Annotated in this window: 22 protein-coding genes, 1 pseudogene and 1 riboswitch; of the genes and pseudogenes, 14 read left to right on the top strand and 9 right to left on the bottom strand. The window is 74.1% G+C overall.

What is annotated here, in order from left to right; genetic code table 11:
• Positions 1-2 precede the first annotated feature (2 nt).
• Genes HD593_RS20725 through HD593_RS20700 form a run of 6 tightly spaced genes read left to right on the top strand, consistent with a single transcriptional unit; the run spans position 3 to position 6133 of the window.
• On the top strand, positions 3-194 hold the full coding sequence (locus HD593_RS20725) for a CbtB domain-containing protein (protein ID WP_185103800.1): 192 nt from the start codon (positions 3-5) through the stop codon (positions 192-194).
• Between the two features lie 11 nt (positions 195-205).
• Positions 206-1075 carry a CbtA family protein gene (locus HD593_RS20720; protein ID WP_185103799.1) on the top strand — a complete coding sequence of 290 codons (870 nt, stop codon included), beginning with the start codon at positions 206-208 and terminating at the stop codon, positions 1073-1075.
• A gap of 5 nt (positions 1076-1080) precedes the next feature.
• Positions 1081-1683, top strand: coding sequence for a histidine phosphatase family protein (locus HD593_RS20715; protein ID WP_185103798.1), 603 nt, complete (start codon positions 1081-1083; stop codon positions 1681-1683).
• A 3-nt stretch (positions 1684-1686) separates the two neighbouring features.
• Positions 1687-4026 carry a VWA domain-containing protein gene (locus HD593_RS20710; protein ID WP_185103797.1) on the top strand — a complete coding sequence of 780 codons (2340 nt, stop codon included), beginning with the start codon at positions 1687-1689 and terminating at the stop codon, positions 4024-4026.
• 2 nt (positions 4027-4028) lie between these two features.
• Positions 4029-4631 carry a cob(I)yrinic acid a,c-diamide adenosyltransferase gene (gene cobO, locus HD593_RS20705; RefSeq protein WP_185103796.1) on the top strand — a complete coding sequence of 201 codons (603 nt, stop codon included), beginning with the start codon at positions 4029-4031 and terminating at the stop codon, positions 4629-4631.
• Positions 4625-6133 (top strand): cobyrinic acid a,c-diamide synthase CobB, encoded by a 1509-nt coding sequence (locus HD593_RS20700; protein WP_312903571.1) that lies wholly within the window; start codon positions 4625-4627, stop codon positions 6131-6133. Before cobO ends, HD593_RS20700 begins: the two co-directional genes overlap by 7 nt.
• On the opposite strand, the gene cobN is transcribed toward HD593_RS20700, so the two are convergent.
• Positions 6088-9753 (bottom strand): cobaltochelatase subunit CobN, encoded by a 3666-nt coding sequence (cobN, locus tag HD593_RS20695; RefSeq protein ID WP_312903569.1) that lies wholly within the window; start codon positions 9751-9753, stop codon positions 6088-6090. The two genes, HD593_RS20700 and cobN, sit on opposite strands and share 46 nt — an antisense overlap.
• Positions 9754-9785: 32 nt before the next feature.
• Positions 9786-9988, bottom strand: a riboswitch (cobalamin riboswitch).
• A 16-nt stretch (positions 9989-10004) separates the two neighbouring features.
• Between cobN and cobG the strand changes: the two genes are divergently transcribed.
• From cobG to cobJ, 3 genes are all read left to right on the top strand, one after another.
• Positions 10005-11297, top strand: a complete 1293-nt coding sequence (gene cobG, locus HD593_RS20690; RefSeq protein ID WP_221524859.1) for a precorrin-3B synthase — start codon at positions 10005-10007, stop codon at positions 11295-11297.
• A gap of 137 nt (positions 11298-11434) precedes the next feature.
• Positions 11435-12085, top strand: coding sequence for a precorrin-8X methylmutase (locus HD593_RS20685; RefSeq protein WP_221524858.1), 651 nt, complete (start codon positions 11435-11437; stop codon positions 12083-12085).
• A 2-nt stretch (positions 12086-12087) separates the two neighbouring features.
• Positions 12088-13569 (top strand): precorrin-3B C(17)-methyltransferase, encoded by a 1482-nt coding sequence (cobJ, locus tag HD593_RS20680; protein ID WP_185103794.1) that lies wholly within the window; start codon positions 12088-12090, stop codon positions 13567-13569.
• Here cobJ and HD593_RS20675 read toward each other — a convergent pair.
• The 5 genes from HD593_RS20675 to HD593_RS20655 form a co-directional block, all read right to left on the bottom strand.
• Positions 13560-14348 carry a cobalt-precorrin-6A reductase gene (locus HD593_RS20675; RefSeq protein ID WP_185103793.1) on the bottom strand — a complete coding sequence of 263 codons (789 nt, stop codon included), beginning with the start codon at positions 14346-14348 and terminating at the stop codon, positions 13560-13562. The two genes, cobJ and HD593_RS20675, sit on opposite strands and share 10 nt — an antisense overlap.
• The gene (gene cobM / locus HD593_RS20670) at positions 14333-15088 is read right to left on the bottom strand and encodes a precorrin-4 C(11)-methyltransferase (protein ID WP_185103792.1); all 756 of its coding nucleotides are present in this window, start codon (positions 15086-15088) and stop codon (positions 14333-14335) included. Before cobM ends, HD593_RS20675 begins: the two co-directional genes overlap by 16 nt.
• The gene (gene cbiE, locus HD593_RS20665) at positions 15085-16296 is read right to left on the bottom strand and encodes a precorrin-6y C5,15-methyltransferase (decarboxylating) subunit CbiE (RefSeq protein ID WP_185103791.1); all 1212 of its coding nucleotides are present in this window, start codon (positions 16294-16296) and stop codon (positions 15085-15087) included. Before cbiE ends, cobM begins: the two co-directional genes overlap by 4 nt.
• A complete protein-coding gene (locus tag HD593_RS20660) occupies positions 16293-16682 on the bottom strand; it encodes a pyridoxamine 5'-phosphate oxidase family protein (RefSeq protein ID WP_185103790.1) in 390 nt (129 codons plus the stop codon). The genes cbiE and HD593_RS20660 overlap by 4 nt, the downstream gene beginning before the upstream one ends.
• A gap of 86 nt (positions 16683-16768) precedes the next feature.
• On the bottom strand, positions 16769-17710 hold the full coding sequence (locus HD593_RS20655; RefSeq protein WP_185103789.1) for a ThuA domain-containing protein: 942 nt from the start codon (positions 17708-17710) through the stop codon (positions 16769-16771).
• On the opposite strand from HD593_RS20655, the pseudogene HD593_RS65560 reads away from it, so the two are divergent.
• A pseudogene (locus HD593_RS65560) lies at positions 17709-18185 on the top strand (hypothetical protein); the annotation flags it as partial. The gene HD593_RS20655 and the pseudogene HD593_RS65560 overlap by 2 nt on opposite strands.
• Before the next feature lie 64 nt (positions 18186-18249).
• On the top strand, positions 18250-18756 hold the full coding sequence (locus HD593_RS63485; RefSeq protein WP_221524856.1) for a cupredoxin domain-containing protein: 507 nt from the start codon (positions 18250-18252) through the stop codon (positions 18754-18756).
• Between the two features lie 32 nt (positions 18757-18788).
• Here the strand turns inward: HD593_RS63485 and HD593_RS20645 are convergent, their stop codons facing one another.
• The 3 genes from HD593_RS20645 to HD593_RS20635 are packed head-to-tail and all read right to left on the bottom strand — an operon-like array spanning position 18789 to position 21715.
• The gene (locus tag HD593_RS20645) at positions 18789-19691 is read right to left on the bottom strand and encodes a citryl-CoA lyase (RefSeq protein WP_185103788.1); all 903 of its coding nucleotides are present in this window, start codon (positions 19689-19691) and stop codon (positions 18789-18791) included.
• A complete protein-coding gene (locus tag HD593_RS20640; protein WP_185103787.1) occupies positions 19688-20845 on the bottom strand; it encodes a CaiB/BaiF CoA transferase family protein in 1158 nt (385 codons plus the stop codon). The genes HD593_RS20645 and HD593_RS20640 overlap by 4 nt, the downstream gene beginning before the upstream one ends.
• A gap of 15 nt (positions 20846-20860) precedes the next feature.
• On the bottom strand, positions 20861-21715 hold the full coding sequence (locus tag HD593_RS20635) for an IclR family transcriptional regulator (protein WP_185103786.1): 855 nt from the start codon (positions 21713-21715) through the stop codon (positions 20861-20863).
• A gap of 155 nt (positions 21716-21870) precedes the next feature.
• On the opposite strand from HD593_RS20635, the gene HD593_RS20630 reads away from it, so the two are divergent.
• From HD593_RS20630 to HD593_RS20620, 3 genes are all read left to right on the top strand, one after another.
• Entirely contained in the window at positions 21871-23319 is a 1449-nt protein-coding gene (locus tag HD593_RS20630; RefSeq protein WP_185103785.1) for an aldehyde dehydrogenase family protein, read from the top strand.
• Entirely contained in the window at positions 23316-25031 is a 1716-nt protein-coding gene (locus HD593_RS20625) for a thiamine pyrophosphate-binding protein (RefSeq protein ID WP_185103784.1), read from the top strand. Before HD593_RS20630 ends, HD593_RS20625 begins: the two co-directional genes overlap by 4 nt.
• A gap of 110 nt (positions 25032-25141) precedes the next feature.
• The gene (locus HD593_RS20620; RefSeq protein WP_185103783.1) at positions 25142-26284 is read left to right on the top strand and encodes an ABC transporter substrate-binding protein; all 1143 of its coding nucleotides are present in this window, start codon (positions 25142-25144) and stop codon (positions 26282-26284) included.
• The last annotated feature ends 1 nt before the right edge of the window (position 26285 follow it).

Genomic DNA, 26285 nt, shown 5'->3' with positions numbered 1-26285 from the left:
AGATGAGTGGACTCACCACTCCTTCCGCCGCCATTCCCTTCCCCCGCCTGCGCCTCTGGCTGCCGGCGGTGCCCGTGCTGCTGCTCGTCGCGTACCTCGTCCTGATGGACAACGGCGCCGTCTCCCAGACGGGGGCGTTCCTGCACGAACTGATGCACGACGGGCGTCATCTGCTCGGCGTGCCCTGCCACTAGAGGGCGCGGGCATGGTACGCACCCTGCTGGTCAGGGGCCTGTGGGCAGGCCTGCTGGCCGGACTGATCGCGGGCGGCTTCGCCTTCGCCTTCGGCGAGCCGCACGTGGACAGCGCGATCGCCCTCGAAGAAGCGGCGGCCCCGCCCGCCCACGAACCGGCCGGATCATCCGCACACGGATCGGACGAGCCGGCTGCCCAGGCGTCCGGCGAGGCGGCTCCGCATGATCACGGGCATGATCATGGCGAAGAGGCCGTGGTGTCCAGGCCGGTGCAGAAGGCCGGGCTCTTTCTCGCCACCGGCCTGTACGGGCTGGCCGTGGGCGGTGTCTTCGCGCTCGTGTTCGCGGGGCTGCGGGGACGGGTCGGGCCACGCTCGGACGGGCGGCTGGCACTGGCCACGGCCGGGGCCGCCTTCACCGCCGTCGTCCTCGTACCGTTCGTGAAATATCCCGCCAATCCACCCGCCGTAGGTGATCCCGCGACGATCAACGATCGCACGCTCCTGTACGTGGTGATCGTGCTGGTCGGACTGGCCGCGACGGCGATCGCGGTGGCGACGGCCCGGCGGGCCTCGTCGGCGGATCCCTGGGTCCGGTGGGTGGCGGCCGCGGGCGGCTTCCTCGTTCCGGTGATCGCGGCGTGGATGCTGCTGCCCGGGGTCGACGAGGTGCCCGGCGGGTTCCCCGCGACCCTGCTGTGGGAGTTCCGGATCGCCTCGCTCGGGACGCAGGTCGTGTTCTGGGCGGCCTTCGGGGTGCTGTTCGGCTGGGCGAGCGACCGCGTGTCGGCCAGGCACGCGGCGACCACGCGCCCGGCGACCGCACCACCCACCTCACCTACGACCTCGTCCACGCCTCCGTCTCCGGCCTCGTCGAGCTGAGCCGGGTGTTGTTCATCCGGCACGCGACGACACCTGGCATGCGCGCGGCCTGCTTCCCCGGCGACGGGGGCGCGGATCCCGCGAGCCTGGCCAGGGCCGCCGCCCTGCGCCCGCTGGTCGTGGGGCGGGAGGCGTGGGTCTCCCCCGCCAGGGCGGCACGGCAGACCGCCCTGGCCATGGGGCTGGAGCCTCGGGTGTGCGCCGCGCTCGGGGAGGCGGACTGCGGGCGGTGGCGCGGCCTGCCGTACGAGCGGGTCGCGCGGGAGGAGCCGGAGGCGCTGGCACGCTGGCTGTCCGACCCGCACGCCGCACCGCACGGCGGCGAGAGCCCGGCCGCGTTCGCGGACCGGGTGGCGGCCTGGCTCGCCACGACCCGAGAACCCACCCAGCACGACACCCCCACCCCGACCCGCGCGCCGAGCCGGCGGCCCGTCCCGGTGCCGCTGGTCGTGGTCTGTGATGCCGGGGTCATCAGGGCGGTGCTCGGGCATGCGCTGGGGCTGGGCCCCATGGCCGCCGCTCGATTCGATCTCGCCCCCTTGTCCGCCACCGAGCTGATCGCCGCGCGGGACGGCTGGCGGATCGCGTACGTCAACCGAAAGGTCTGAGTCTTGATCGTCACCTACCCGTTCAGCGCCGTCGTCGGCCTCGGCGACCTGAAGCTGGCGCTGGTGCTCAACGCCGTCTCCCCCCGGGTGGGCGGGGTACTCGTACGCGGCGAGAAGGGCACCGCCAAGTCCACGATCGTGCGGGCGCTGGCGGCCCAGTTGCCCGCCGTGAACGTGGTGCCCGGCTGCCGGTTCGCCTGCGATCCGGCGGCGCCCGCGGCCGAGTGCCCCGACGGCCCGCACGACGCCGGCGCCCAGGGGGTCGGCCGTCCGGCGGCCCTGGTGGAGCTGCCGGTAGGCGCGTCGGAGGACCGGCTGGTCGGCTCCCTCGACGTGGAGCGGGCGCTGACGGAGGGGGTGAAGGCGTTCGAGCCGGGCCTGCTCGCCGCCGCGCACCGCGGCGTGCTGTACGTGGACGAGGTGAACCTCCTCCACGACCACCTCGTCGACCTGCTGCTCGACGCCGCCGCGCTGGGGACGTGCTACGTCGAGCGCGAGTCCGTGTCCGTACGTCACGCGGCCCGCTTCCTGCTCGTGGGCACCATGAACCCGGAGGAGGGCGAGCTGCGCCCCCAGCTCCTCGACCGGTTCGGGCTGACGGTCGAGGTGAAGGCGTCCCGCGACCCCGCCGAACGCGCCGAGGTGGTGCGGCGGCGGCTCGCCTTCGACACCGGCCCCGAGGCGTTCGCGGCGCGGTGGGCCGGTGAGGAGGCGGCGCTGGCCCGGAGGATCGCGTCCGCCAGGGGCCGGGTGGCGGAGGTGCGGCTGCCGGACGCCCGGCTGCGGCAGATCGCGACGGTGTGCGCGGCGTTCGAGGTGGACGGGCTGCGGGCCGACCTGGTCACGGCGAACGCCGCCCTCGCCCACGCCGCCTGGCAAGGCCGCGACAGCGTCACCACCGAGGACGTACGCGCCGCCGCCAGGCTGTCGCTGCCGCACCGGAGGCGGCGTGACCCGTTCGACGCGCCGGGGCTGGACGAGGCGTTGCTGGACGAGTTGCTGGAGCGGACCTCCGGCGACGATGACGACCCGGACGGGCCTGACGGGCCTGACGGCGGACCCGGCCGAGCTTCCGGTCCCGACGGCGAACCCGGCCGGCCCTCCGGACCCGACGGCGGGCCGGGCCGGCCGTCTGGAGCCGATGATGGGCCGGGTCGGGCTCCCGGGCCTGACGGCGGCTGGAGCGACGCCGCGGGCGACCAGGCGGGCGACGCTCACCGACAGGGCGCCGGCCAGGGCGACCGGGAAGACGACGGGCGACGGGAGCACACCAGGGGCCAGGCCGATGATCGGCGGTGGCCCGGATCCGGCACGCCGGACACAGCGTGGGACGCCGCGCAGGCGGACGGCGGCGTCACCGAGCGGACGGGCGGCGGAGCCCGGGAGATCGGAGGCGGGGAGACCGGAACCGGGGAGGGCCGAGGCGGGGAGGGCGGTTCGCGGGTGGCCGGGGTGGCGCGGCCGTACCGGGTGCCGTTGCTGGAGGTGCCGGGGATCGGTGAGGGGGCGGCCGGGCGGCGGTCCAGGTCGCGGGCGTCGCAGGGGCGGGGCACCGGGGCGCGCCGCCCGTCGGGGCGGGTGCGCGACCTGCACGTGGCCGCGACGATGCGGGCCGCGGCGCCGTACCAGAGGGAGCGCGGGCGTAGTGGCGCGGGGCTGGTGCTGCGCGGGGACGACCTGCGCGAGGTGGTGCGTGAGGGCCGGGAGGGCAACCTCGTGCTGTTCGTGGTGGACGCGAGCGGCTCGATGGCGGCTCGCAAGCGGATGACGGCGGTCAAGACGGCCGTGTTGAGCCTGCTGCTCGACGCTTACCAACGGCGCGACAAGGTGGGGCTGGTCACGTTCAGGGGCTCGGGGGCCGAGGTGGCGCTGCCGCCGACGTCGTCGGTGGAGGTGGGGGCGGCGCGGCTGCGTACGCTGGCCACCGGCGGGCGTACGCCGCTGGCGGCGGGGCTGGTGCGGGCGGCCGAGGTGTTGCGCGTCGAACGGCTGCGCGATCCCGCGCGGCGGCCGCTGCTCGTGCTGGTGACCGATGGGCGGGCCACGGCGGGCGGTTCCGTGGAACGGGCGGCGTCCCTGCTGGCCGGGACGGCGGCGGTCGTCGTGGACTGTGAGAGCGGGCCCGTGCGGCTCGGCCTGGCGGTGCGGCTGGCGGCTCGCCTGCGGGCGCGGCTCGTCCCTCTCGACTCGCTGACCGACCTCGGGTCGGTCGTCCACGACCACAGGCCACGAGACCCCAGGGCGCGGGGACGGCAGGTGCAGGACCGCAGCGCTCGTGACCACGGGATGCGTGACCACGGGATGCGTGACCGCGGGGTGCGGGATCGCGGGAAGGCGGGTTGATCATGCCGCAGGGCAAGCCGGCCGTCGTGCCCGACGACGGTCTCACCACGCGGCAGCGCCGCACCAGGCCGCTGCTGATCGTGCACACCGGCCCCGGCAAGGGCAAGTCCACGGCCGCGTTCGGGATGGCGTTGCGGGCGTGGAACCAGGGCTGGCCGGTCGGGGTGTTCCAGTTCGTGAAGTCGGCGAAGTGGCGCATCGGCGAGGAGCGGGCGCTCAAGGTGCTCGGGGACAGCGGCGAGGGCGGCCCGGTCACCTGGCACAAGATGGGCGAGGGCTGGTCGTGGATCCAGCGGCCCGGCACCGAGGAGGACCACGCGGCCGACGCCCGGGAGGGCTGGGAGCAGATCAAGCGGGATCTGGCGGCCGAGACGTACCGGTTCTACGTGCTGGACGAATTCACCTATCCCCTGAAGTGGGGGTGGCTGGACCTGGACGACGTGATTGCGGCGCTCACCGGCAGGCCGGGGAACCAGCATGTCGTGATCACCGGCAGGGACGCGCCCGAGCGGCTGGTCGAGGTGGCTGATCTGGTGACGGAGATGGGCAAGGTTCGCCATCCCATGGACGCCGGGCAGAAGGGCCAGAAGGGCATCGAGTGGTGAGGATCCCGCGGCTGGTCGTCGCGGCGCCGTCGTCCGGCAGCGGGAAGACGACCGTGGCCACGGGGCTCATGGCGGCGCTGCGGGCGCGCGGCCTGCGGGTCTCGCCGCACAAGGTCGGCCCCGACTACATCGATCCCGGCTATCACGCGCTGGCCACCGGGCGGCCCGGCCGGAACCTCGATCCGTGGCTGCAGGGTGAGGAGCGGGTCGTGCCGCTGTTCCTGCACGGGGCGGCGGGGTGCGAGGTCGCGGTGGTCGAGGGCGTGATGGGGCTGTTCGACGGGAGGGGCGACACGGAGTTCGCCTCGACCGCGCACGTCGCCCGGCTGCTGGGCGCGCCCGTGGTGCTGGTGGTGGACGCGTCCAGGCAGAGCAGGTCGGTGGCGGCGGTGGTGCACGGGTTCGCCACGTTCGATCCGCGGGTGCGGGTGGGCGGGGTGGTGCTCAACCGGGTCGGGTCCGATCGGCATGCGGAGTTATGCCGTTCCGCGCTGGCGGGGGTGGGAGTGCCGGTGCTGGGGGTGGTGCGGCGGGATGATGCCGTGTTCACGCCGTCGCGGCATCTGGGGCTGGTGCCCGCGGCCGAGCGGCAGGGGGAAGCGGTGGACGCGGTGGAGCGGCTGGCCGCGCTGGTGGCCCGGTCGTGCGACCTGGATGCGCTGCTGCGGCTGGCGAGGTCGGCTCCTCCGCTGGACGCGTTTCCCTGGGATCCGGTCGCCGCCGCCTGGGGCCGAGGGGATGGCCAGGTCAGCGGGCCTGGCGGACCCGGCGGGCTTGGCGGACCCGGCGCGCTGGGCGGACCCGGCGGGCTGGGCGTTTCCACCGGTTTCCCCGGTCGCGTCGGTGCGGTGGCGGGGGTGCGGCCCGTGGTGGCGGTGGCGGGTGGGGCGGCGTTCACGTTCGGGTACGCCGAGCACGTGGAGCTGCTGCGGGCGGCGGGGGCGGACGTCGTGACGTTCGACCCGCTGCGTGACGAGCGCCTGCCGGACGGCGCCGGCGCGCTGGTGATCGGCGGCGGCTTCCCCGAGGTGTACGCCGCCGAGCTGGCCGCCAACGAGCCCCTGCGCGCACAGGTGGCGGCCTTCGGCGGGCCGATCGTGGCCGAGTGCGCGGGGCTGCTGTACCTGTGCGACGAGCTGGACGGGCGGCGCATGTGCGGCCGCGTCCCTGGCCGGGCCTCGATGACGTCCCGGCTCACGCTCGGTTACCGGGAGGCCGTCGCGCTCGCGCGTACGCCGCTGACCAGGCCGGGCGAGCGCTTCCGCGGGCACGAGTTCCACCGCACCACGGTCGAGTACGCGGGCCCGCCACTGTTCCGCTGGGAGGATCGCTCCCGCCGGAGCGGCACCGGCACCCACGGGAGGAGCACCGGTCAGAGCGGCGGCGACGGGTACGGCGATGCGCTGGTGGCGGCCTCTTACCTGCACCTGCACTGGGCCGGCACGCCGGGGACGGCTCAGCGGCTGGTGTCGTCCTCCAGGTCTCCCTCGGTCTTGAGATAGATCTCCTGCAGACCGCGCAGCACCTCGGGATCGGGCCGCTCCCACATGCCGCGCTCGGCGGCCTCGAGGAGGCGTTCGGCGATGCCGTGCAGGGCCCACGGGTTCGACTCGGCCAGGAACGCCTGGTTCTCCGGGTCGAGCACGTACGTCTCGGTCAGCTTGTCGTACATCCAGTCGGCGACCACCCCGGTGGTGGCGTCGTAGCCGAACAGGTAGTCGACGGTGGCGGCGAGCTCGAACGCGCCCTTGTAGCCGTGCCGCCGCATCGCGGCCAGCCAGCGCGGGTTGACGACCCTGGCGCGGAAGATGCGGGCGGTCTCCTCGGAGAGCGTCCTGGTGCGTACGGCGTCCGGCCGGGTGCTGTCGCCGACGTAGGCGGCCGGGGCCCTGCCGGTGAGTGCCCGGACGGTGGCGATCATGCCGCCGTGGTACTGGAAGTAGTCGTCGGAGTCGGCGATGTCGTGCTCGCGGCTGTCGACGTTCTTGGCGGCCACGGCGATGCGGCGGTAGGCGTCCTCCATCTGCGGGCGGGCGGCCACGCCGTCGAGGTCCCGGCCGTAGGCGAAGCCGCCCCACACCGCGTACACCTCGGCCAGGTCGGCGTCGTCGCGCCAGTTGCGGCTGTCGATCAGTGGCAGCAGCCCCGCACCGTACGCGCCGGGCGCGGAACCGAAGATGCGCATCGTGGCCCGCCGTTCGTCGCCCGCCGCCCCTGCCGCCGTCCCGGCCACGTGGGCGCGTACGTAGTTGTGCTCGTGCGGCTCGTCCAGGGCGGCGACCAGGCGTACGGCGTCGTCGAGCATCGCCACCACGTGCGGGAACGCGTCCCGGAAGAAGCCGCTGATCCGGACCGTCACGTCGATCCTGGGCCGGCCCAGCTCGGCGAGCGGGATCGGCTCCAGGCGGGTGACGCGGCGGGAGGCCTCGTCCCATTCGGGGCGGACCCCGAGCAGCGCCAGCACCTCCGCCACGTCGTCGCCCGCCGTCCGCATGGCGCTGGTGCCCCAGACGGACAGGCCCACGGAGCGCGGCCACTCCCCCGTGTCGGCGCGGTAGCGCTCCAGCAGCGACTCGGCCATCGCCTGCCCGGTCTCCCAGGCCAGCCTGCTGGGGACCGCCCTGGGGTCCACGGAGTAGAAGTTGCGGCCCGTCGGCAGCACGTTGACCAGGCCGCGCAGCGGCGACCCGCTGGGCCCGGCCGGGACGTACCCGCCGTCCAGGGCGTGCAGGACGTGGTCGAGCTCGTCGGTGGTGCGCGCCAGCCGGGGGACGACCTCGGTGGCGGCGAAGGTGAGGATGCGGGTGACGAGCTCGGGAACCTCATCCCCGTCGCTCCCGGCCGGCACGTCGGCGGGCACTGGCGGCGCGTCCGTGAGGATGGCGCGGGCGACCTCGGGGGCCGCCTCGGGTGCCCAGCCGCGTTCCTCCATCCCCTCCACCAGCGAACGCGCGACCGCCTCGGCCCGATCCACGGCCGTCAGCCCCGCCGTCCCGTCCTCCACCAGCCCGAGCGCCTCACGAAGCCCCGGCAGCGTCTCACGCCCGGCCCACAGCTGCCGCGCCCGCAGCATGGCCAGCACCAGATCCACCCGGACCTGCCCCACCGGCGCCTGCCCGAGCACGTGCAGCCCGTCGCGGATCTGCGCGTCCTTCACCTCGCACAGCCACCCGTCCACATGCAGCAGGAAGTCGTCGAACTCGCTGTCGTGCGGCCGGTCCGCCAGCCCCAGGTCGTGGTCGAGCCGGGCGGCCTGGATGAGCGTCCAGATCTGCGCCCGGATCGCGGGCAGCTTGGCCGGGTCCAGGGCGGCGATGGTGGCGTGCTCGTCCAGGAGCTGCTCCAGCCGCGCGATGTCCCCGTACGTGTCGGCCCTGGCCATCGGCGGCACCAGGTGGTCCACCAGCACGGCGTGCGCCCGCCGCTTGGCCTGGGTGCCCTCGCCGGGGTCGTTCACCAGGAACGGGTACACCAGCGGCAGGTCCCCGATGGCCGCGTCGGTGGCGCACGCGGCGGACATCCCCGCCGACTTGCCCGGCAGCCATTCCAGGTTGCCGTGCTTGCCCACGTGCACCATCGCGTGCGCGCCGAACTCGGCCGACAACCAGCGGTACGCGGCCAGGTAGTGGTGGCTGGGCGGCAGGTCGGGGTCGTGGTAGATGGCGATCGGGTTCTCGCCGAAGCCGCGGGGCGGCTGGACCATGACGACCAGGTTCCCGGCGCGCAGCGCGGCCAGCACGAGATCGCCGTCGTGCACGAACAGCTCGCCGGGCGGCGGCCCCCAGTGCCGCTCCATCGCGGCCCGCAGGTCCCCGGGCAGCGTGCGGTACCACTGCTCGTACGAGGCGGCGGAGATCCGTACCGGATTGCCCGCCAGGTGCTCTTCCGTCAGCCAGTCCTGGTCCTGGCCGCCGGCGGCGATCAGCGCGTGGATGAGCGCGTCGCCGTCCTGCTCGGCCACGCCGGGGAAGCCGTCGCCCAGGTCGTACCCTGCCTCGGCGAGCCTGGCGAGCAGCCGTACGGTGCTGGCCGGGGTGTCCAGGCCGACGGCGTTCCCGACGCGGGAGTGCTTGGTCGGGTACGCCGACAACATCACGACCAGGCGCCGCCCGGCGGGCGGGACGTGGCGCAGCAGCCCGTGCCGTACGGCGAGGCCGGCCACCCGGGCGGCCCGCTCGGGGTCGGCGGCGTAGACGGTCAGCCCGTCCTCGTCGATCTCCTTGAACGAGAACGGCACCGTGATGATCCGCCCGTCGAACTCGGGGATCGCCACCTGCGAGGCGGCGTCCAGCGGCGACAGGCCGTCGTCGTTCTCCTCCCACGCCTGCCTGCTGGTGGTCAGGCAGAGGCCCTGGAGGATCGGCACGTCGAGCGCGGCCAGCGCGCCCACGTCCCACGCCTCGTCGTCGCCGCCCGCGGCGGCCGTGGCGGGACGCGCGCCGCCCGCCGCCAGCACCGTCACGACCAGCACGTCCGCGGCCCGGAGTGCGTCGAGCAGTTCGGGCTCGGCGGTGCGCAGGGACGAGCAGAAGATCGGCATGGCCCGGCCGCCCGCGTCCTCGATCGCCGCGCAGAGCGCCTCCACGAACGCGGTGTTGCCCGCCAGGTGGTGCGCCCGGTAGTAGAGCACCCCCACCACGGGCTCGTACCCCGGGGTGCCGGGCCGGCCCGTTCTGGCCGCCCGCTCCAGCCTCCCCCAGGACGGCGTCCGCGCGGGCGGCGCGAACCCGTGGCCGGTCAGCAGCACGGTGTCCGACAGGAAGGCGTGCAGCTCGGCCAGGTTCGCCGGCCCGCCGTGGGCCAGGTACGCGTGCGCCTCGGCGCAGACGCCACCGCTCACCGTGGACAGCTCCATCAGCTCCGCGTCCGGCGCCTGCTCCCCGCCCAGCACCACCACGGGCCTCGGGCCGGCCAGCAGCGCGTCCAGCCCCTCCTCCCAGGCGCGCCGCCCGCCGAGCAGGCGCACCACGACCAGGTCCGCACCCTCCACCAGCGCGGGCAGGTCGCCGGCGGCCAGCCTGGCCGGATTGGCCAGCCGGTACGGGGCCGCGCTCGCGCGGGCGCTCAGCAGGTCGGTGTCCGATGTCGAGAGCAGCAGGACGGTACGGCTGTCGCCAGGCACGGCAGCATTCCTCCCTCGGGGTCCTCGCCCCGGTCGCGGGTGACACGACGGCAGGAGTCTCCTGGCTCCCGGATCAGCGCTCACCCCGGCCTTCCCACCCGTCGCCGGGCAGTGGCCTGCGGTGGGGTTCGCTCCCCGGTCACAGTGGCGGGACCGCGCCGGTTTCGCACCGGCTTCCTCCCATTGCCATCGCCTACCAGGAGACTACGGCACGACCGGCCTCCACCAGAACTGGCGTTACCATCCTCTTCGTGTCCATAGCCGACTTTTCCGGACGGATCCGTCCTGACGCCTGTCCGGGCGCGCTACAGGTACACGAGGCCGCGGACGGCCCGCTGGCCCGGGTCCGCCTGCCCGGCGGCGCGGCGTCCGCCGCCCAGCTCCATGCGCTCGCGGACGGCGCCGAGACGTTCGGCTCGGGCGTGATCGAGCTCACCTCGCGGGCGAACGTCCAGGTACGCGGCCTCCACTCCCCCGCCGCCTTCGCCGGGCACCTCGCCGCGGCCGGGCTGCTGCCGTCGGCCGAGCACGAACGTGTCCGCAACATCGTCGCCTCGCCGTTGAGCGGCCGGGGCGCCGGTGGGTCGCTGGACGCGCTCGCCCTGGCGGAGGCCCTGGACCGGGCGCTGTGCGGGCTGCCCCGGCTGGCGGGGCTGCCGGGGCGGTTCCTGTTCGCGGTGGATGACGGGTCGGGGGATGTGGCCGGGCTCGGGGCGGATGTGACGTACGCGGCCGGGATCTGCGGCAGGCCGCCCACTCGCGAGGAGGCCGGTGAAAGGCGGCTGTTGCTGGCGGGCCGGGACACCGGGTTGACCTGCGGTCCGGAGTCCGCTGTACCGCTCATGATCGCCGCCGCGGAGGCGTTCCTCGACCTGCGCCCGGACGGCGCTCCCCGCGCCTGGCGCATCCACGAGCTGGAGAACGGCCCGGCCCGCATCGCCGCCCACCTGACCGCCGACCCGGCCGCCCGCGCGCTCAAGTCCGCACCACCCGCCGCACCACCGTCCCCAGAACCGACCGCCGGCCCAGCCGCCGAACCAACACCCCAGGGACCGGCCCCCGGCCCAGCCGCTGAACCGACGGCCCAGGAGACGACCGGCGGGCGGCGGGCCGGGCGGCTGGTGCAGCGGGACGGGCGGGTGGCGCTGGAGGTACTGGTGCCGCTCGGCAGGCTGACGCCCGCCCAGGTCCGGGCCCTCGCCGACAGCGGCCCGGCCGTACGGTTCACCCCGTGGCGGACCGCCGTGTCGCTGGACCTCTCCCCCGCCGGGGCCGAACGTGCCGAGCGGGCACTCGCCGGCGCCGGCCTCATCACCGACCCGGCCTCCCCCTGGGCCGGCGTCACCGCCTGCACCGGCCGCCCCGGCTGCGCGAAGGCGCTGGCGGACGTGCAGGCGGACGCGCGGCGCTGGGTGGAGGGCCTGGACCGCGCCCCCGGAACGCCCGTCCACTGGGCCGGCTGCGAGCGGCGCTGCGGCCTGCCCCGCGGCCGGGTCGTCGAGCTGATCGCGACCGCCGACGGCTACCGGCGGCAACCCGAGTGAGGACCAGCACCGGCGGCAGCCCGAGCGAGAACCACCACCGGCGGCCGGCTCCCGAAAAGGACCACCGTCAACCGCCGCCCTCCAGAGACAACCCGAGCAGCGACCACAACCGGCAGCGGCCACCAGGCAAGGCGGCCATGACGACCCAGCCACCGAGAAGGGCACCCGTGACCGACTACCTCCGCGACGGCGCCGAGATCTACCGGCGCTCGTTCGCGACCATCCGCGCCGAGACCGACCTCACGGGCCTGCCGCCCGAGGTCGCCCAGGTGGCGGTGCGGATGATCCACGCCTGCGGCATGACCGACCTCGTCACCGACCTGGCCTGGTCCCCCGGCGTCGTGGTGCGGGCGCGCGAGGCGCTGCGCCGGGGCGCGCCCGTGTTGTGCGACGCCATGATGGTCGCCTCGGGCGTGACGAGGCGCAGGCTGCCCGCCGCCAACGAAGTGGTGTGCACGCTCCCCGACCCCCGCGTACCGGAGCTGGCGGAGAAGCTGGGCACCACGCGCAGCGCCGCCGCGCTGGAGTTGTGGCGCGACCGCCTCGACGGCGCGGTGGTGGCGATCGGGAACGCGCCGACCGCCCTGTTCCGGCTGCTGGAGCTGGTCGAGGAGGGCGCCGGACGGCCGGCGGCGGTGCTGGGCATCCCGGTGGGGTTCATCGGCGCGGCGGAGTCCAAGCAGGCGCTGGCCGCCAGTGGCCTGGAACACCTGGTGGTGCACGGTCGCCGCGGCGGCAGTGCGATGACGGCGGCGGCGGTCAACGCCGTCGCGAACGAGACGGAGTGATCATGGTGAAGGGACGCCTGTACGGGGTCGGGCTCGGCCCCGGTGACCCGGAGCTGGTCACGGTCAAGACCGCCAGGCTGATCGGTGAGGCGGACGTGATCGCGTACCACGCCGCCAGGCACGGCCGCAGCATCGCCCGTTCGATCGCTCTGCCGTACATGAGGGAGGGGCAGATCGAGGAGCTGCTGCTCTACCCATTGACCACGGAGACCACCGACCATCCAGGCGGCTACCAGGGCGCGCTCGACGACTTCTACGCCGACTGCGCGCAGCGGCTGGCCGCGCACCTGGACGCGGGGCGGACCGTGGTGGTGCTGGCCGAGGGCGATCCGCTGTTCTACGGCTCGTACATGCACCTGCACAAGCGGCTCGCCCACCGCTACGAGACCGCGGTGGTGCCGGGCGTGACGTCGGTCAGCGCCGCGTCGGCCGTGCTCGGCCGGCCGCTGGTGGAGCGGGACGAGGTGCTGACGGTGCTGCCCGGCACGTTGCCGGCGGAGGTGCTGGCCGAGCGGCTGCGGGAGACGGACTCGGCGGCGGTGCTCAAGCTGGGCAGGACGTTCGAGAAGGTGCGCGAGGCGCTGGCCGAGGCCGGCCGGCTGGATGACGCCTGGTACGTCGAGCGTGCCACGATGGGCGCCGAGCGGGTGGCGCCGCTGAAGGACGTGGACGCCGGCGGCGTGCCGTACTTCTCGCTGGCCCTGCTCGCCAGCCCGGCCGAGCGCACGTTCGTGCCGGAGCCGCCCGTGGCGAGGCAGTCCGGTGAGGTGGCCGTCGTGGGGCTGGGCCCGGCGGGGCGGCCGTGGCTGACGCCCGAGGCGCAGGAGGCGCTGGCCGCCGCCACCGACCTCGTCGGGTACGGCCCGTACGTGGACCGGGTGGCCCCGAACCCGCGCCAGCGCCGCCACCGCACCGACAACCGGGTGGAGGCCGAACGCGCCAGGCACGCGCTGGAGCTGGCCCGCGACGGTGCCCGGGTGGCGGTGGTGTCGTCGGGGGATCCCGGTGTGTTCGCCATGGCCAGCGCGGTGCTGGAGGCGGCGGCGGACTTCCCGGACGTGCCGGTGCGGATCGTGCCGGGGCTGACGGCCGCGCAGGCGGTGGCCAGCCGGGTGGGGGCGCCGCTGGGGCACGACTACTGCGTGGTGTCGCTGTCCGACCTGCTCAAGCCGTGGGAGGTGGTGGCCGGACGGCTCACTGCCGCTGCGAGGGCCGACCTGGTGCTGGCGATCTACAACCCGGCCTCGCGCAGCCGCACGTGGCAGCTCGCGGCGGCCCGTGACCTGCTGCTGGAGCACCGGGACGCCGCCACCCCCGTCGTGATCGGGCGTGACGTGGGCGGCGAGCAGGAGAGCGTGACCGTCACGACGCTGGGCGACCTGGATCCCGGGCAGGTGGACATGCGCTGCCTGCTGATCATCGGCTCCTCGACCACCCGGGTCACCGGTCGCGGCCTGGTCTACACGCCCCGCCGCTATCCCTGACCGGCCGCCCAGGCCGTCGCCGCCGCCACGGTGTCCACCAGGCGGACACCGGGCGGGAGGGGCGGCCGGTCGGCCATGATGACCGGGAGGCCGAGCTCTCGGGCGGCGGTCAGCTTGGCGGCGGTCAGCTGCCCGCCGCTGTCCTTGGTGACGAGCACGTTCAGGTGGTGCTCGCGGATGAGCGCGCGCTCTCCTTCGAGTGTGTACGGGCCTCGGGCGAGCAGGACGTGCACGTGGGGCGGCACGGGCGGCTCCGGCGGATCCACCGACCTGGCCAGCAGCCACGCCCCGGGCAGGCCCGCGAAGACCGGCAGGCTCCTGCGGCCCGTCGTGAGGAACACGCGCGCCTCCGCGACACCCGGCACGGAGGCGGCCGTGCTCGCGGTGGTACGCCAGGCGCCTGTGGCGAGGAGGTCGGCGGCGGCGTGCAGGGAGGGGACGCGGTGCCAGGTGTCGCCCGGCCCCTCCTGCCAGCCCGGCCGCCGCAGGACCAGGAGCGGCACCCCGGTGTCCGACGAGGCGGTGGCGGCCGACGCGGTCATCCGCTGGGCGAACGGATGGGTGGCGTCCACCAGCGCGTCGATGCGCTCCTCGGCCAGGTAGGCGGCCAGCCCTCCGGCCCCGCCGAACCCGCCTTCCCGCACCTCCCCGACCGGCAGGCGCGGGTTGCTCACCCGTCCGGCCAGCGACGACACGACCCGCAGCCCGGGACGCGCGTCGAGCTCGGCCGCCAGTGCCCGCGCCTCGGCCGTGCCCCCCAGGATCAGGACCCGCCGCACGTCCGCTCCCGCTCCACGCTGTAGAGATGGCTGTCGGGAAACTGCGTGGCCGACAGCACGCGCCCGACCACGATCACCGCCGTCCGCCGGATGCCCGCCGCACGCACCTGCTCCCCGATGTCCGCCAGCGTCCCCCGCAGGATCACCTCGTCGGCCCTGCTCGCCCGGGCCACCACGGCCACAGGACAGTCGCCCCCGTACGACGGCAGCAGCTCGGCCACCACCTCGTCGATCCGCTGCACCGCCAGATGCAGCACCATCGTGGCCCCGCTCGCCCCCAGCGTGGTGAGGTCCTCGCCCTCGGGCATCGGCGTGGCCCGCGCGGCCGTACGGGTCAGGATGATCGTCTGCCCGACGCCGGGCACGGTCAGCTCCCGCCCCAGCGCGGCCGCCGCCGCCGCGAACGCGGGGACGCCCGGCACCACCTCGTACGGCACCCCGAGCCCGTCCAGCCGCCGCATCTGCTCGGCCACGGCGCTGAACACCGAAGGGTCGCCGGAGTGCAGGCGGGCGACGTCGAGCCCGTCGCGGTGGGCGGCGAGCAGTTCGGCGACGATCTCGTCGAGGGTGAGGTTCGCGGTGTCGACGAGCCTGGTGCCGGGCGGGCAGGAGTCGAGCAGTTCGCGGGGCACCAGCGATCCCGCGTACAGGCACACCGGCGCCGTCTGCAGCCGGCGCAGCCCGCGGAGGGTGATCAGGTCGGCGGCGCCGGGGCCGGCGCCGATGAAGTACACGGTCACGCGTCTTCCTCCCTGGTCACAGACCATACGGTTACGGGCATCGCAGGCCGCCATCCGGTGAATCCGCCCACGGGCGAGGCCCGCTGCACGGCCAGGCGTACGAGGTCGCCGCCGAGCCTGCCGTACCACTGGCCGATGAGGGCCTCGGACTCGAGGGTGACGGCGTTGACGACGAGCCTGCCGCCGGGGCGGAGCCGTGACCAGCAGCGTTCGAGCAGGCCGGGTGCGGTGACGCCGCCGCCGACGAACACCGCGTCCGGCGCGGGCAGGCCGTCCAGGGCCGCCGGGGCCCTGCCCTCGACGACGCGCAGCGACGGCGCGCCGAGGCGGGCGGCGTTGCGGCGGATGGCCGCGGCGCGGTCGGTCCGGCTCTCGACGGCCACGGCGGCGCACGACGGGTGGCTGCGCATCCATTCGACGGCGATGCTGCCGGCGCCGGCGCCGACGTCCCACAGCAGTTCGCCGGGGCGCGGGGCGAGCCGCGACAGGGTGACCGCGCGGACCTCGCGCTTGGTGAGCTGGCCGTCGTGCTCGTACGCGCTGTCGGGCAGCCCCGGCACGAGGGCCAGCGGCTCGGCGTCCTGGGCGGCCACGCATTCGACGGCGATCACGTTGAGCGGGGACGCGGCGGGCCCGGCCCAGGTGCCGGCCGTGCCGTGCTGGGCCGTCTCGGTGGCCGCGCCCAGGTCGGACAGCACGGTGATGGGGCTGGGGCCGTACCCGCGGGCGGTCAGCAGCGCGGCGACCTGGGACGGGGCGTCGTGGCCCGCCCCGAGCACGACGATCCGGCGGCCGGGGAGCGCTGCGGCGTTGAGCGTCTCGGGCGGGCGGCCGACGAGGCTGACCGTCTCCGTCTGCTCGACCGGCCAGCCGAGGCGGGCGCACGCGAGGGACAGCGACGACACGTGCGGCAGAACCCGCACGCCGGGCGCGCCGAGGAGCCGGACCAGCGTGGAGCCGATGCCGTAGAACATGGGGTCGCCGCTGGCCAGCACGCACACCTCGCGGCCGGCGTGCCGTTCGAGGAGCCCGGGCAGCGCCGGGAGCAGCGGCGAGGGCCAGCGGACGCGCTCCGCCACCACGGACGCGGGCAGGAGCTCCAGTTGCCGGGGGCCGCCCATGACGACCTCGGCGGCCTCCAGCGCGCGCCGCGTCGTCTCGGGCAGTCCGTCCCAGCCGTCCGCGCCGAGGCCGGCGACGGTGATCACACGTTGCCCAGGACGCGGGTCACCTGGATCTCGATGACCACCCGGGCCGGGTTGGCGCGGGGCGGCTTGTACCGGGCCGTGTAGCGGCGCTCGGCCTCGGCCACCTCCTCAGGCGAGGTGCGTACGACGGCCCGCCCCTCCAGCGTGGACCAGCGGCGGCCGTCCACCTGGCAGAGCGCGACGGGAGCGCCGCCGGAGGCGGCGATGAACCTGGCCTTCGCCGAGGTCCCGGACGTGATCACCCGGGCGATGCCGGTCTCCAGGTCCAGCGTCGCGCCCACCGGCACCACGTGCGGCGGCCCGCCGGGGCGCGCGGTGGAGAGCGTGCACACGTGCCGCTCCTGCCAGAAGGCGGCGAAGGCACTGCCCTGCTCGGCCAGGTTCACGATCCTCCTCGGGTGATTTGCGAGGCATATCGTATATCGCCGCCTTTTTCGTGTGATGCGGCGCCTGGCAGGCTGGAGCTACCCGCTCAACGGCAGAAGGGAGCCATGCCGAGCACGGACTTGACGCCGCCGAGCAGGTGCTGGACGAAGTACTGGTCGCCTTCCATCGGCTCGTCGGTCCACGCCTTGACGTCGTGGCCCAGGGTGGTCAGCCACGCCTTGCCCCCGTCGTAGTACTGGCACCAGCTCACCGGATGGTGCTCGCCGTGCCCGGGGTGCCCGAGGTTGCCGCGTACGCCCTGCGGCAGGGTGCTCTCGTCCACCTCGGCCAGCACGCGGACGCGAGTGGGCGCGGGAATGAGGTTGTACCACTCGTCGGAGAACGCCCAGGTCCTGGGCAGGCCCTGGGTGGAGGCGTCGCGGCGGTTCACGGTGACGACGGTGCCGGGCTGGTTGGCGCCGTGGTCGTAGAAGTTGGCGTTGCCGAGCAGGCCCTCGTACCAGGGCCAGTTGTACTCGGTGCCGAAGGCGTTGTGCACCCCGATGAAGCCGCCGCCGGCGCGGACGTACTGGCGCAGCGCGGTCTGCGCGGCGTCGTCGAGGGTGTCGCGGGTGGTGCTGAGGAACATGACGGCGTTGTAGTTCAGGAGCCGGCCCGCCGAGGAGAGCTGGGTGACGTCCTCGGTGTAGTCGACCGCGAAGCCGTTCTCCTGGCCGAGCTTGAGCACGGCCTTGACGGCGACGTTGTTGTCGTTGAGCGGCGGGTTGAGCCCGGGGCCGAGCGGGGTGCCGAGGTGGGCGTGGCGGGGGCCGGCGGTGCGGCTGTAGACGAGCAGCTTGTAGCCCTCGGCGGGGTCGAAGTTGCCCCAGTCGTGGTAGCAGCGGGGGTCGGTGCCCCGGCAGACGCCGTAGTCGGGGTCGCCGAGGTTCCTGGCCGGTTCCGGGGAGGCGGCGGAGCTGGGTGCGGTGGCGGTGAGCAGCAGGAGCGCTGCTCCGGTGACGGCGGCGACGGAGAGTTTGCTGCGCATGGGCACCTCGCAGGTGGATCCACTAGGTGGATCAATTGGTCCACTCGGGGGCTTGAGCGTAACTGCGGATCTTCGCGGCGACAAGCTCTTGCCTTCACTCGCGGATGGGACTTATGGTGCGTCCGTCGTCCTGGTCTACGTCGGCATGCAGGGCAGCACCGGCGGCGCCCGCGGCCGGGCGTACACGCTGAAGGCCGGCACCGGCGAGGTCGCCTGGACGTTCTGGTCGTGCCCCGGCGAGGGCCAGTTCGGCAACGACACCTGGGAGGGCGAGTCCTGGAAGACCGGCGGCGCCGTCCCGTGGATCCACCCGGCCGTCGCCCCGGACCTCGGCCTGGTGTACTGGACGTTCGGCGGCTCCTACCCGCGCCTGGACGGCTCCACCCGGGGCGGCGACAACCTGTTCGCCAACTCGATCGTGGCCATCGACGCCAAGACGGGCGAGCGGAGATGGCACTTCCAGTCGGTGCACCACGACATCTGGGACCTCGACAACGTCATGGCCCCGGTGCTGGTGGAGCTTCCAGTGCGGCGCCGGGGTGCACACCAGCCCGATCAGCTACGAGATCGACGGCGAGCAGTACGTCGCGGTGCTGGCGGGCGGGAACGGGCTGCCGTACCCGGACATCCCCAGGGGCGACCACCCGTGGGCGTTCAAGCTCGGCGGCAAGGTCGCGCCCGCCCCGGCGCCGGCGCCGCCGGAGCAGCGCAACGACATCAGGGCGGCGGCCGTCACCGGCACCACGGTAACGCTCGGCCGGGTCTGGGACGCGGCGAACCAGCGGCCGGGCGCGACGGAGAACACCGTGGCGCAGAACGCCATGTCCCCGCAGCACCTGCGGGTGCCCAAGGGCACCCGCGTCACGTTCGTCAACCCGCAGGACAACGCCAGCGCGCACGCCGCCGTCTCGTTCTTCGAGTACGAGTTCGACACCGGCCTGCTGATGCCCGGCCAGTCGTTCACGCACACCTTCGACACCCCGGGCGAGTACTTCTACAACGACGCGATCTTCCCGCAGAACACCGGCAAGATCGTCGTCTTCTGAGTGAACGGCCCCGCCGTCCGGCGGGGCCGTTCTCAGATCCAGGTCGGCAGGATGGACGGCGGGATCGGGCCCTTGTTGCGCCGTCCCTGCCCGCTCTCCTCCCAGGCGTGGGCCAGGATGCCGACGGACCGGCTGAGCACGAACAGCCCGCGCGCGAGCGGCGCGGGGAAGCCCAGCTCGGCGTAGACGACGGCGGTCGCCCCGTCGATGTTCATGGGCACCGGGGCGATCAGCCGCTCGATCTCGAGCGCGGCCCGCAGGTGCGCGCCCGCCACCACCCCGTCCTCGGCCGCCTCCGCCACCAGGCCGAGCAGCGGGTCGCGGCGCGGGTCGCGGCTGTGGAAGCGGTGCCCGAATCCGGGCAGGTAACGGTCACGCGCCCGCCAGCGCGCGACCACGGCAGCGGCGTCCCCGCTCGGGCCACTGCCGGCATCACCGCCGACCGGATCAGTGCGGACGTCGCCCGGGTCGCCGCCGGCGTCCCCGCCGCTGCCCGGATCGCCGCCGGTGTCGCCGCCCGGGCCGCGTGAGCCGGCCACCACCTCCTCCAGCAGCCGGACGCACTGCTCGCCCGCGCCCCCGTGCACGTCCCCGAGCAGGTTCACCCCGGTGGCCACGGCGTTGTTGAGCCCCACTCCGCAGGTGGCGGCCATCCGGGCGACGGCGATGGACGGCGCGTGCGGCCCGTGATCGACGGAGGAGACCAGCGCCGCCTCCAGCAGCGCGGCCCGGCGCGGGTCGGGGCGCTCGCCGCGGAGCATCAGCCAGATCATCTCGGCGAACCCGATCCGCCCGATGAGGTCCTGGACCGGCTGCCCGCGCAGCTCGATGACATCGGGCTCGATCCTCGACACCGCGGTGGCCCACCAGTCGGCCGCGGCCGTCCCACCCGCATCAGGCCCGCCGACGGCCCTCGCTGCCTCACGCTCGCTCATGACGCCGCCTCGACCTCGGCGTTGTGCTCTCCGAGCAGCGGCGCGGGCCCGCGCGGGCGCAGCGCGACGCCGTCCACCATGACGCCGTTCCCGGTGACGGCGACCTGCCGCTCCCCCGCTCCCGCCAACGGCACCTCGGTCAGGAAGCCGCGATGGCGTACCTGGTCGAGGGCGAGCGCCTGCGGGACGGTGAGGATGCGGGCGGCGGGCACCCCTTCCGCGGCGAGAATCTCCTCCCACTCCAGCGCGGTCTTGGCCCGCAGCGCCTGGTTGAGCTCCTGGTTGAGCTCCCCCCGGTGGTGCTTGCGCGACTCGCGCTCGGCGAAGCGCGGGTCGGCGGGCAGGTCGGGCCGCCCCACGAGCCGGCACAGCGTCTCGAACTGGGCCTGCTGGTTGGCGGCGATGTTGAGCGGCCCGTCGGCGGTCTCGAAGGTGCCGGACGGCGCCGCGGTGGCGTTCTGGTCCCCCATCGGCTCCGGCTCGACCCCGCTGACCAGGTAGTTGGAGACGGTCCAGCCCATGGCGGAGATCGACGCCTCCAGCATGGACAGGTCCAGGAAGCAGCCGTGGCCGGTGCGGTGCCGTCCGGCCAGCGCGGCGGAGATCGCCAGGGCGGCCATCAGCCCGCCGACGGTGTCGCAGATGGGGAAGCCCACCCGCAGCGGGGCGGTGTCGGGCGTGCCGGTGACGCTCATCATCCCGGACAGGCCCTGGATGATCTGGTCGTAGGCGGGCGCGCCGCTCATCGGGCCGCTCTGCCCGAAGCCGGAGATGGCGCAGTAGACGAGCCGGGGATTGAGCTCGCGCAGGTGGTCCCAGCCGTAGCCGAGCCTGGCGAGCACGCCGGCCCTGAAGTTCTCCAGCAGGACGTCGGCGCCGGCGAGCATCGACTCGAACGCGGCCCGCCCTTCCCGGCTCTTCAGGTCGAGCTCGACCGACTTCTTGCCGGCGTTCTGGGCCAGGAAGGAGGCGCCCATCCTGGCCCGGTTGAGCTCGGGGTCGGGGCCGAGCCGCCGGGCGAGGTCCCCGGTGCCGGGCAGCTCCACCTTGACCACCTCCGCGCCGAACAACATCAGCTGATAACTGCAGTACGGCCCGGCCAGCACGTTGGTCAGGTCCACGACCTTGACGCCGTCCAGTGGCAACTGCTGCATGCACGCTCCATTGAGTCAAGTCAGAGGATGGTCGAACCCGCGCTCCGACATCCGCTTGGCCGCCTCGCGCAGATCCGCGGCGAACTCCCGGACCCGGTCCTCGGTGAAGCGGACGGTGGGGCCGCTCAGCGTCAGCGCCGCCACGGCCGCCCGCCCGCCACCGCCGACGGCGCTGCCGGTGCTGCCGGTGCTGCCGGTGCTGACAGTGCTGGCGGCGCCGGCGGCGCCGGCGGCGCCGGCGGAGGTGACCGGCCCGGTGATCGGGACGGCGACGGCGGACAGGCCGGGCTCGCGTTCGCCCTGGCTGGCCGCGTAGCCGTCGTGCGCCGCCCGGCCGATCCAGGCCCGCAGCGTCGCCACGTGGGCCTCGCCGTACGGGGAGGAGCGGGCCACCCTGACGAGCAGCCGCTCCGGCGCCTGGATCAGCAGGACCTTCGAGGAGGCGCCGGCCCACAGGGGCAGCTCGTCGCCGACGCGCACCACGTGGCGCAGCGGTTGCGGGCTTTCCTGCTGGGCGATGCAGATGCGGCGCACGTCGCGCGGCACGTAGAGGTTGACGGTCTCCCGGTGCCGTGCCCCCAGCTCGCGCATGAGCTGGACGGTCTCCGCCGGCAGCTCCCACGCCGAGCGGGCCAGGTGCGCCCAGCGCCACAGCGCCGGCCCGGCCGTGAACCCCTTGGGCGTGGCCCACAGCAGCCCCATGTGCTCCAGGGTCTGCAGCAGGCGCAGCGCCGTGGTCTTGGCCAGGCCCGTCTCGTCGACGACCTCGCGGATCGTCAGCGTCCGCCGGTCCTCGGAGAGCAGCGAGAGGATGTCGAACGCGCGCTGGACGCTGCGTACGCCCCCGCCCTCCCCCATGTTCGAAGGCATGGCCGCACGCTAACACTCAGTCCGCTTAGCGGTCCATATGCTCCGCCAAGCGGATTGCCGGACACTATTGCCATAACGTTCGCCGGGCTCATACCGTGAGGGCAATCCACACTGCGGATTATCAGAACCGCTGAGCGGATCCAGTGGGAGTCATCATGAACACCATCCACGAAGCCGGATGCCTGGTCGCCGGGGAGTGGCTGCCCGGAGGCCCGCATGCCGAACGCATCGGCCCCTACCTGCGCGAGCCCGTCAGCCGGGCCCGCACCGCACAGGACGAGGACGTCACGGCCGCGCTCGCCTACGCCCGCCGGTCCGCCAAGCGGATCGCCCGCCTGGCGCCCGCCACCCGGGCCGGTGTCCTGGAGCGGGCCGCCGCGGCGGTGACCGCGCAGGGCGAGCGGCTGGCCCGGCTGCTGGCGCTGGAGCTGGGCAAACCGCTCAAGGACGGGCGCGGCGAGGTGTTACGGGTGGCCGACACCCTGTCCGTCGCCGCCGCCGAGGCGCGGATGATCGGCGGCGAGGTGCTGCCGGTCGCGGGCTGGGCCCGCGGGGTCGGCAACACCGCGATCACGCAGCGGGCCCCGGCCGGCCCGGTGCTGGCGATCACGCCGTTCAACGCCCCGGCGAACCTCCTGGCCCACAAGCTCGCCGCCTCCTTCGCGGCCGGCAACACCACGATCGTCAAGCCGCCGCCGCAGGCGCCCGCGGTCTCCACCGCGCTGGTGGAGCTGCTGCTGGAGGCCGGGATGCCGGTGGAGGCGGTGCAGGTCCTGCACGGCGGCGGCGAGGTGGGCGCGGCATTGTGCGCGGCGCCGGAGATCGCCGTCGTCAGCGTGACCGGCGGCGTCCCCGCCGGTCACGCCGTCGCCCGCGCCGCCGGCCCGAAGCGGGTCATGCTGGAGCTCGGCGGCAACGCCGCCACCATTGTCTGCGAGGACGCCGACGTCGCGCAGGCGGCGCTGGTGTGCGCCCGCACCGGTTACAGCAACTCGGGGCAGAGCTGCATCTCCGTGCAGCGCGTCTACGTGCACCGCAGCCGGTTCGAGGAGTTCGCCGAGGAGCTGACCGCGCAGGTGAAGGGCCTGGTCGTGGGCGACCCCCTGGATCCGGCGACCGACGTGGGCTCCATGGTGGACGACGACGCGGCCGAGCGGGTGGTCCGCTGGACGGCCGAGGCCGCCGCCCAGGGCGCCCGGGTGACGGCGGGCGGCACGCGGCAGGGCGCGGTGATGGCGCCGACCGTGGTCGTCGCGCCGCCCGCCGAGGCCAGGGTGGTGCGCGAGGAGGTGTTCGGCGCGCTGGTGGCCGTGCTGCCCTACGACGGCTTCGACGAGGTGCTGGAGGAGTGCAACCGCAGCTCGTACGGGCTGCAGGCCGGGCTGTTCACGCACGACGTGCGCCGCGTCGTGACCGCCTGGCGCGAGCTGGAGGTCGGCGGCTTGATCGTGAACGGCTCGTCCAACTTCCGCCTCGACCACGTGCCGTTCGGCGGCGTGAAGGACTCCGGCATCGGCCGCGAGTCGCCGCGCTGGATGATCGAGGACTTCACCGTGACCAAGACCCTCATGCTCAAGGGCCTGACCATCTGGGGAGACGAGTGACCAGGACAGCCGCCCACGCCCTTGTCGAGCAGCTGGAGCAGCTCGGCGTCGAGTACGTCTTCGGCACCTGCGGCCACACCAACATCGCCGTCCTGGACGCGCTGGCCGACAGCCGGATCCGGTTCGTCATCGCCCGCCACGAGCAGGCCGCCGCGCACGCCGCCGACGGTTACGCCCGCGCCTCCGGCAAGCCCGGCGTGCTGCTCGTGCACGTGGGCCCCGGCCTGACCAACGCCGCGACCGGCGTCATGACGGCCGCGCTGGACTCGGTGCCGCTGGTGGTGATCTCCGGCGACATCCCCTCCTACTACCACGGCAGGCACCCGCACCAGGAGATCAACCTGCACGCCGACGCCGACCAGGCGAGCGTGTTCCGGCCGTTCGTCAAGCGGGCCTGGAACGTGCACCGGGCCCAGGACCTGGGCCGCTTCGTCGAGCGCGCGTTCTGGACGGCCACCTCGGGCCGCCCCGGCGCCGTGCTGGTCAACGTGCCGATGGACGTCTTCTCGCGGCCCGCGGCGCCGTACCCGCCGGCCGGCTCCGCGGCCCCGCCCGGGCTGCCGCGGTCCACCGCGGAGCTGATCGCCGCCCGGCTGGCCGGCGCCGAGCGCCCGCTGATCTACGTGGGCGGCGGCCTGCGCGAGCACGCCGGGCCGCTGATCCGGCTGGCCGAGCACCTCGACATCCCGATCGCGCACTCGCTGATGGCCAAGGGCACGGTCCCGGACGCGCACCCGCTGGTCATCGGGATGCCGGGCTTCTGGGGGCTGGAGCTCACCAACGCCTACGCCCGCGGGGCGGACGTGGTGCTGGCGCTGGCCACCCGGTTCGCCGAGACCGACGCCAGCTCCTGGGACCCCCGCTTCACCTGGGACTTCTCCGGCAGCACGCTGATCCAGATCGACATCGACCCGGCCGAGATCGGTCGCAACTACCCGGCGGAGATCGGCGCCGTGGCCGACGTGCGGCTCGCGGTCGAGGCGATCGCCGAGGCGGCCGCGGCCCACGCCGCCCGCGACAGGACCGAGCTGCGCAAGCAGATCCTGGAGGCGCGGACGGAGCTGTTCGCGGCCAGCCGGGAGCGGGGCCGCAGCGAGGACCTCCCGCTGCGCCCCGAGCGCATCCTGAAGGACCTGCGGGACGTGCTGCCGCCGGACACGATCCTGGTGACGGACGTGGGCTGGAACAAGAACGGCGTCGCCCAGTGCTACGAGCTGCCCGCCGGGGGCCGCTTCATCACCCCGGGCGGGGCCTCCACCATGGGGTTCGGGCCGGCCGCCGCCGTGGGCGTGCAGCTCGCGCAGCCGGGCAGGACCGTGGTGGCGCTGATCGGCGACGGCGGGATGAGCGCGCAGCTGCCCGCGGTGCCGCTCGCCGTCGAGCAGGGCGCCGCGGTGATCTTCGTGGTGATGAACAACCGCGCGCACGGCACGATCTCCGACCTGCAGTCGGCGCACTTCGGCCGCAGCCACGGCTGCGACTTCACCGACCCTGCGGGGCGGCCCTACAGCCCCGACTTCGCCGCGCTCGCGCGGGCGTGCGGCGCCGACGGCCACACCGTCGCCGCACCCGCCGAGCTGGGCACGGCACTGCGCGAGGCGGTCGCGAACCGGCGCCCCGCCGTGATCGACGTGCCGATGGTCAACGAGCCGGTGCCGACACCCGGTCACTGGAACATCAAGGACATCTACCAGGGACTGTTCACCGACTGATCCCGGGCGGAAACCGTTGCACGTTCGAGATTCCCTCAGCCTGCCCCGTCGCTTATAACGAACGTACTAGTCCGTGAATTAACCTCACCCACCCCCCTAGAGGTGAACCCGTGCATTTCACGAGATTCTCCATCGCGGCCGCCGCCCTGATAGCGCTCGCCGCCTGCGCCCCTCCCGGTCAGCAGGCCGAGTCCGGCGCCACCGCCACCGGCCCCATCAAGATCGCGAACGTCAACGCGCAGAGCGGCCAGCTCAGCTCGCTCGGCCAGTGGGAGCACAAGGGCGTCAAGCTCGCCATCGAGGAGGCCAACAAGGCCGGCGGCGTCAACGGCCGGCAGATCCAGCTCGACCTCTTCGACAGCCAGGGCGACCCGACCGTCGGCACCAACGTGGCCAGGAAGATCTCCGCCGAGGGCTACATCGCGATGCTCGGCACCGCCGAGAGCGCGGTCACCCTCGCCATGGCGCCCATCCTGAAGGACGCCAAGATCCCGAACATCACCTCCGGCCAGTCGCCCAAGCTCGCCGAGCTGAAGAGCCCGTTCCTCTTCCTGAACGCACCGACCAGCGTCACCTTCGACGAGACGCTCGCCAAGTACCTCGTCGACGACAAGGGCATGAAGAAGATCGCGCTGATCAGCAACAACGGCGCGTACGGGGCCGGCGAGCACGACGCGTTCCTCAACTCGCTCAAGACCAGGAACATCACCCCGTCCGCCGACGAGATCGTCACCCCCGACCAGAAGGACTTCAACTCCAACCTCGCCAAGATCCGCGAGCAGGACCCGGAGGTGCTGTTCATCGGCGCCGAGGAGGTCCAGTCGGGGCTGATCGCCAAGCAGGCGCGCGAGCTCGGCATCAAGGCCGTCTTCGCCGGCGGCGCCCCCGTCGGCACCGACGTGTACGCCACCACCGCCGGCCTGGACAACGCCGAGGGCACCATCGTCAGCTCCCCCTACCTGAGCAACGAGGCCACCCCGGAGATCAAGGAGTTCGCCGCCAAGTACAAGGCCGCCTACAACGAGGAGGCCCGCATGCACGTCGCCAAGGCCTACGACGGGGCGTCGATCCTCATCGAGGCGCTCAAGCAGACCAACGCCGAGGGCGGCCAGAAGCTCGCGGACGCCATCCGCGGGGTCAAGCGCGCCGGGCTGCTCGGCACCTACAACTACGACGCCAACGGCGTCGGCATCCACGAAACCAAGATCGGCCTGGTCAAGGACGGCAAGGTCGTGCCCGAGGCCGCGAGCTGAC

Source organism: Nonomuraea rubra, from assembly GCF_014207985.1.
Taxonomy (GTDB): domain Bacteria; phylum Actinomycetota; class Actinomycetes; order Streptosporangiales; family Streptosporangiaceae; genus Nonomuraea; species Nonomuraea rubra.
The sequence above is the reverse complement of the archived record's forward strand: the minus strand, read 5'-3'. Positions and strand labels throughout refer to the sequence as shown.

Bases quoted from the DNA above. Each gene is read 5' to 3' on its own strand.
- HD593_RS20725 (WP_185103800.1), top strand. From the start codon at position 3: ATGAGTGGACTCACCACTCCTTCCGCCGCCATTCCCTTCCCCCGCCTG.
- HD593_RS20720 (WP_185103799.1), top strand. From the start codon at position 206: ATGGTACGCACCCTGCTGGTCAGGGGCCTGTGGGCAGGCCTGCTGGCC.
- cobO (WP_185103796.1), top strand. From the start codon at position 4,029: ATGCCGCAGGGCAAGCCGGCCGTCGTGCCCGACGACGGTCTCACCACG.
- HD593_RS20685 (WP_221524858.1), top strand. From the start codon at position 11,435: ATGACGACCCAGCCACCGAGAAGGGCACCCGTGACCGACTACCTCCGC.
- cobJ (WP_185103794.1), top strand. From the start codon at position 12,088: ATGGTGAAGGGACGCCTGTACGGGGTCGGGCTCGGCCCCGGTGACCCG.
- HD593_RS20655 (WP_185103789.1), bottom strand. From the start codon at position 17,710: ATGCGCAGCAAACTCTCCGTCGCCGCCGTCACCGGAGCAGCGCTCCTG.
- HD593_RS20645 (WP_185103788.1), bottom strand. From the start codon at position 19,691: ATGAGCGAGCGTGAGGCAGCGAGGGCCGTCGGCGGGCCTGATGCGGGT.
- HD593_RS20640 (WP_185103787.1), bottom strand. From the start codon at position 20,845: ATGCAGCAGTTGCCACTGGACGGCGTCAAGGTCGTGGACCTGACCAAC.
- HD593_RS20635 (WP_185103786.1), bottom strand. From the start codon at position 21,715: ATGCCTTCGAACATGGGGGAGGGCGGGGGCGTACGCAGCGTCCAGCGC.
- HD593_RS20630 (WP_185103785.1), top strand. From the start codon at position 21,871: ATGAACACCATCCACGAAGCCGGATGCCTGGTCGCCGGGGAGTGGCTG.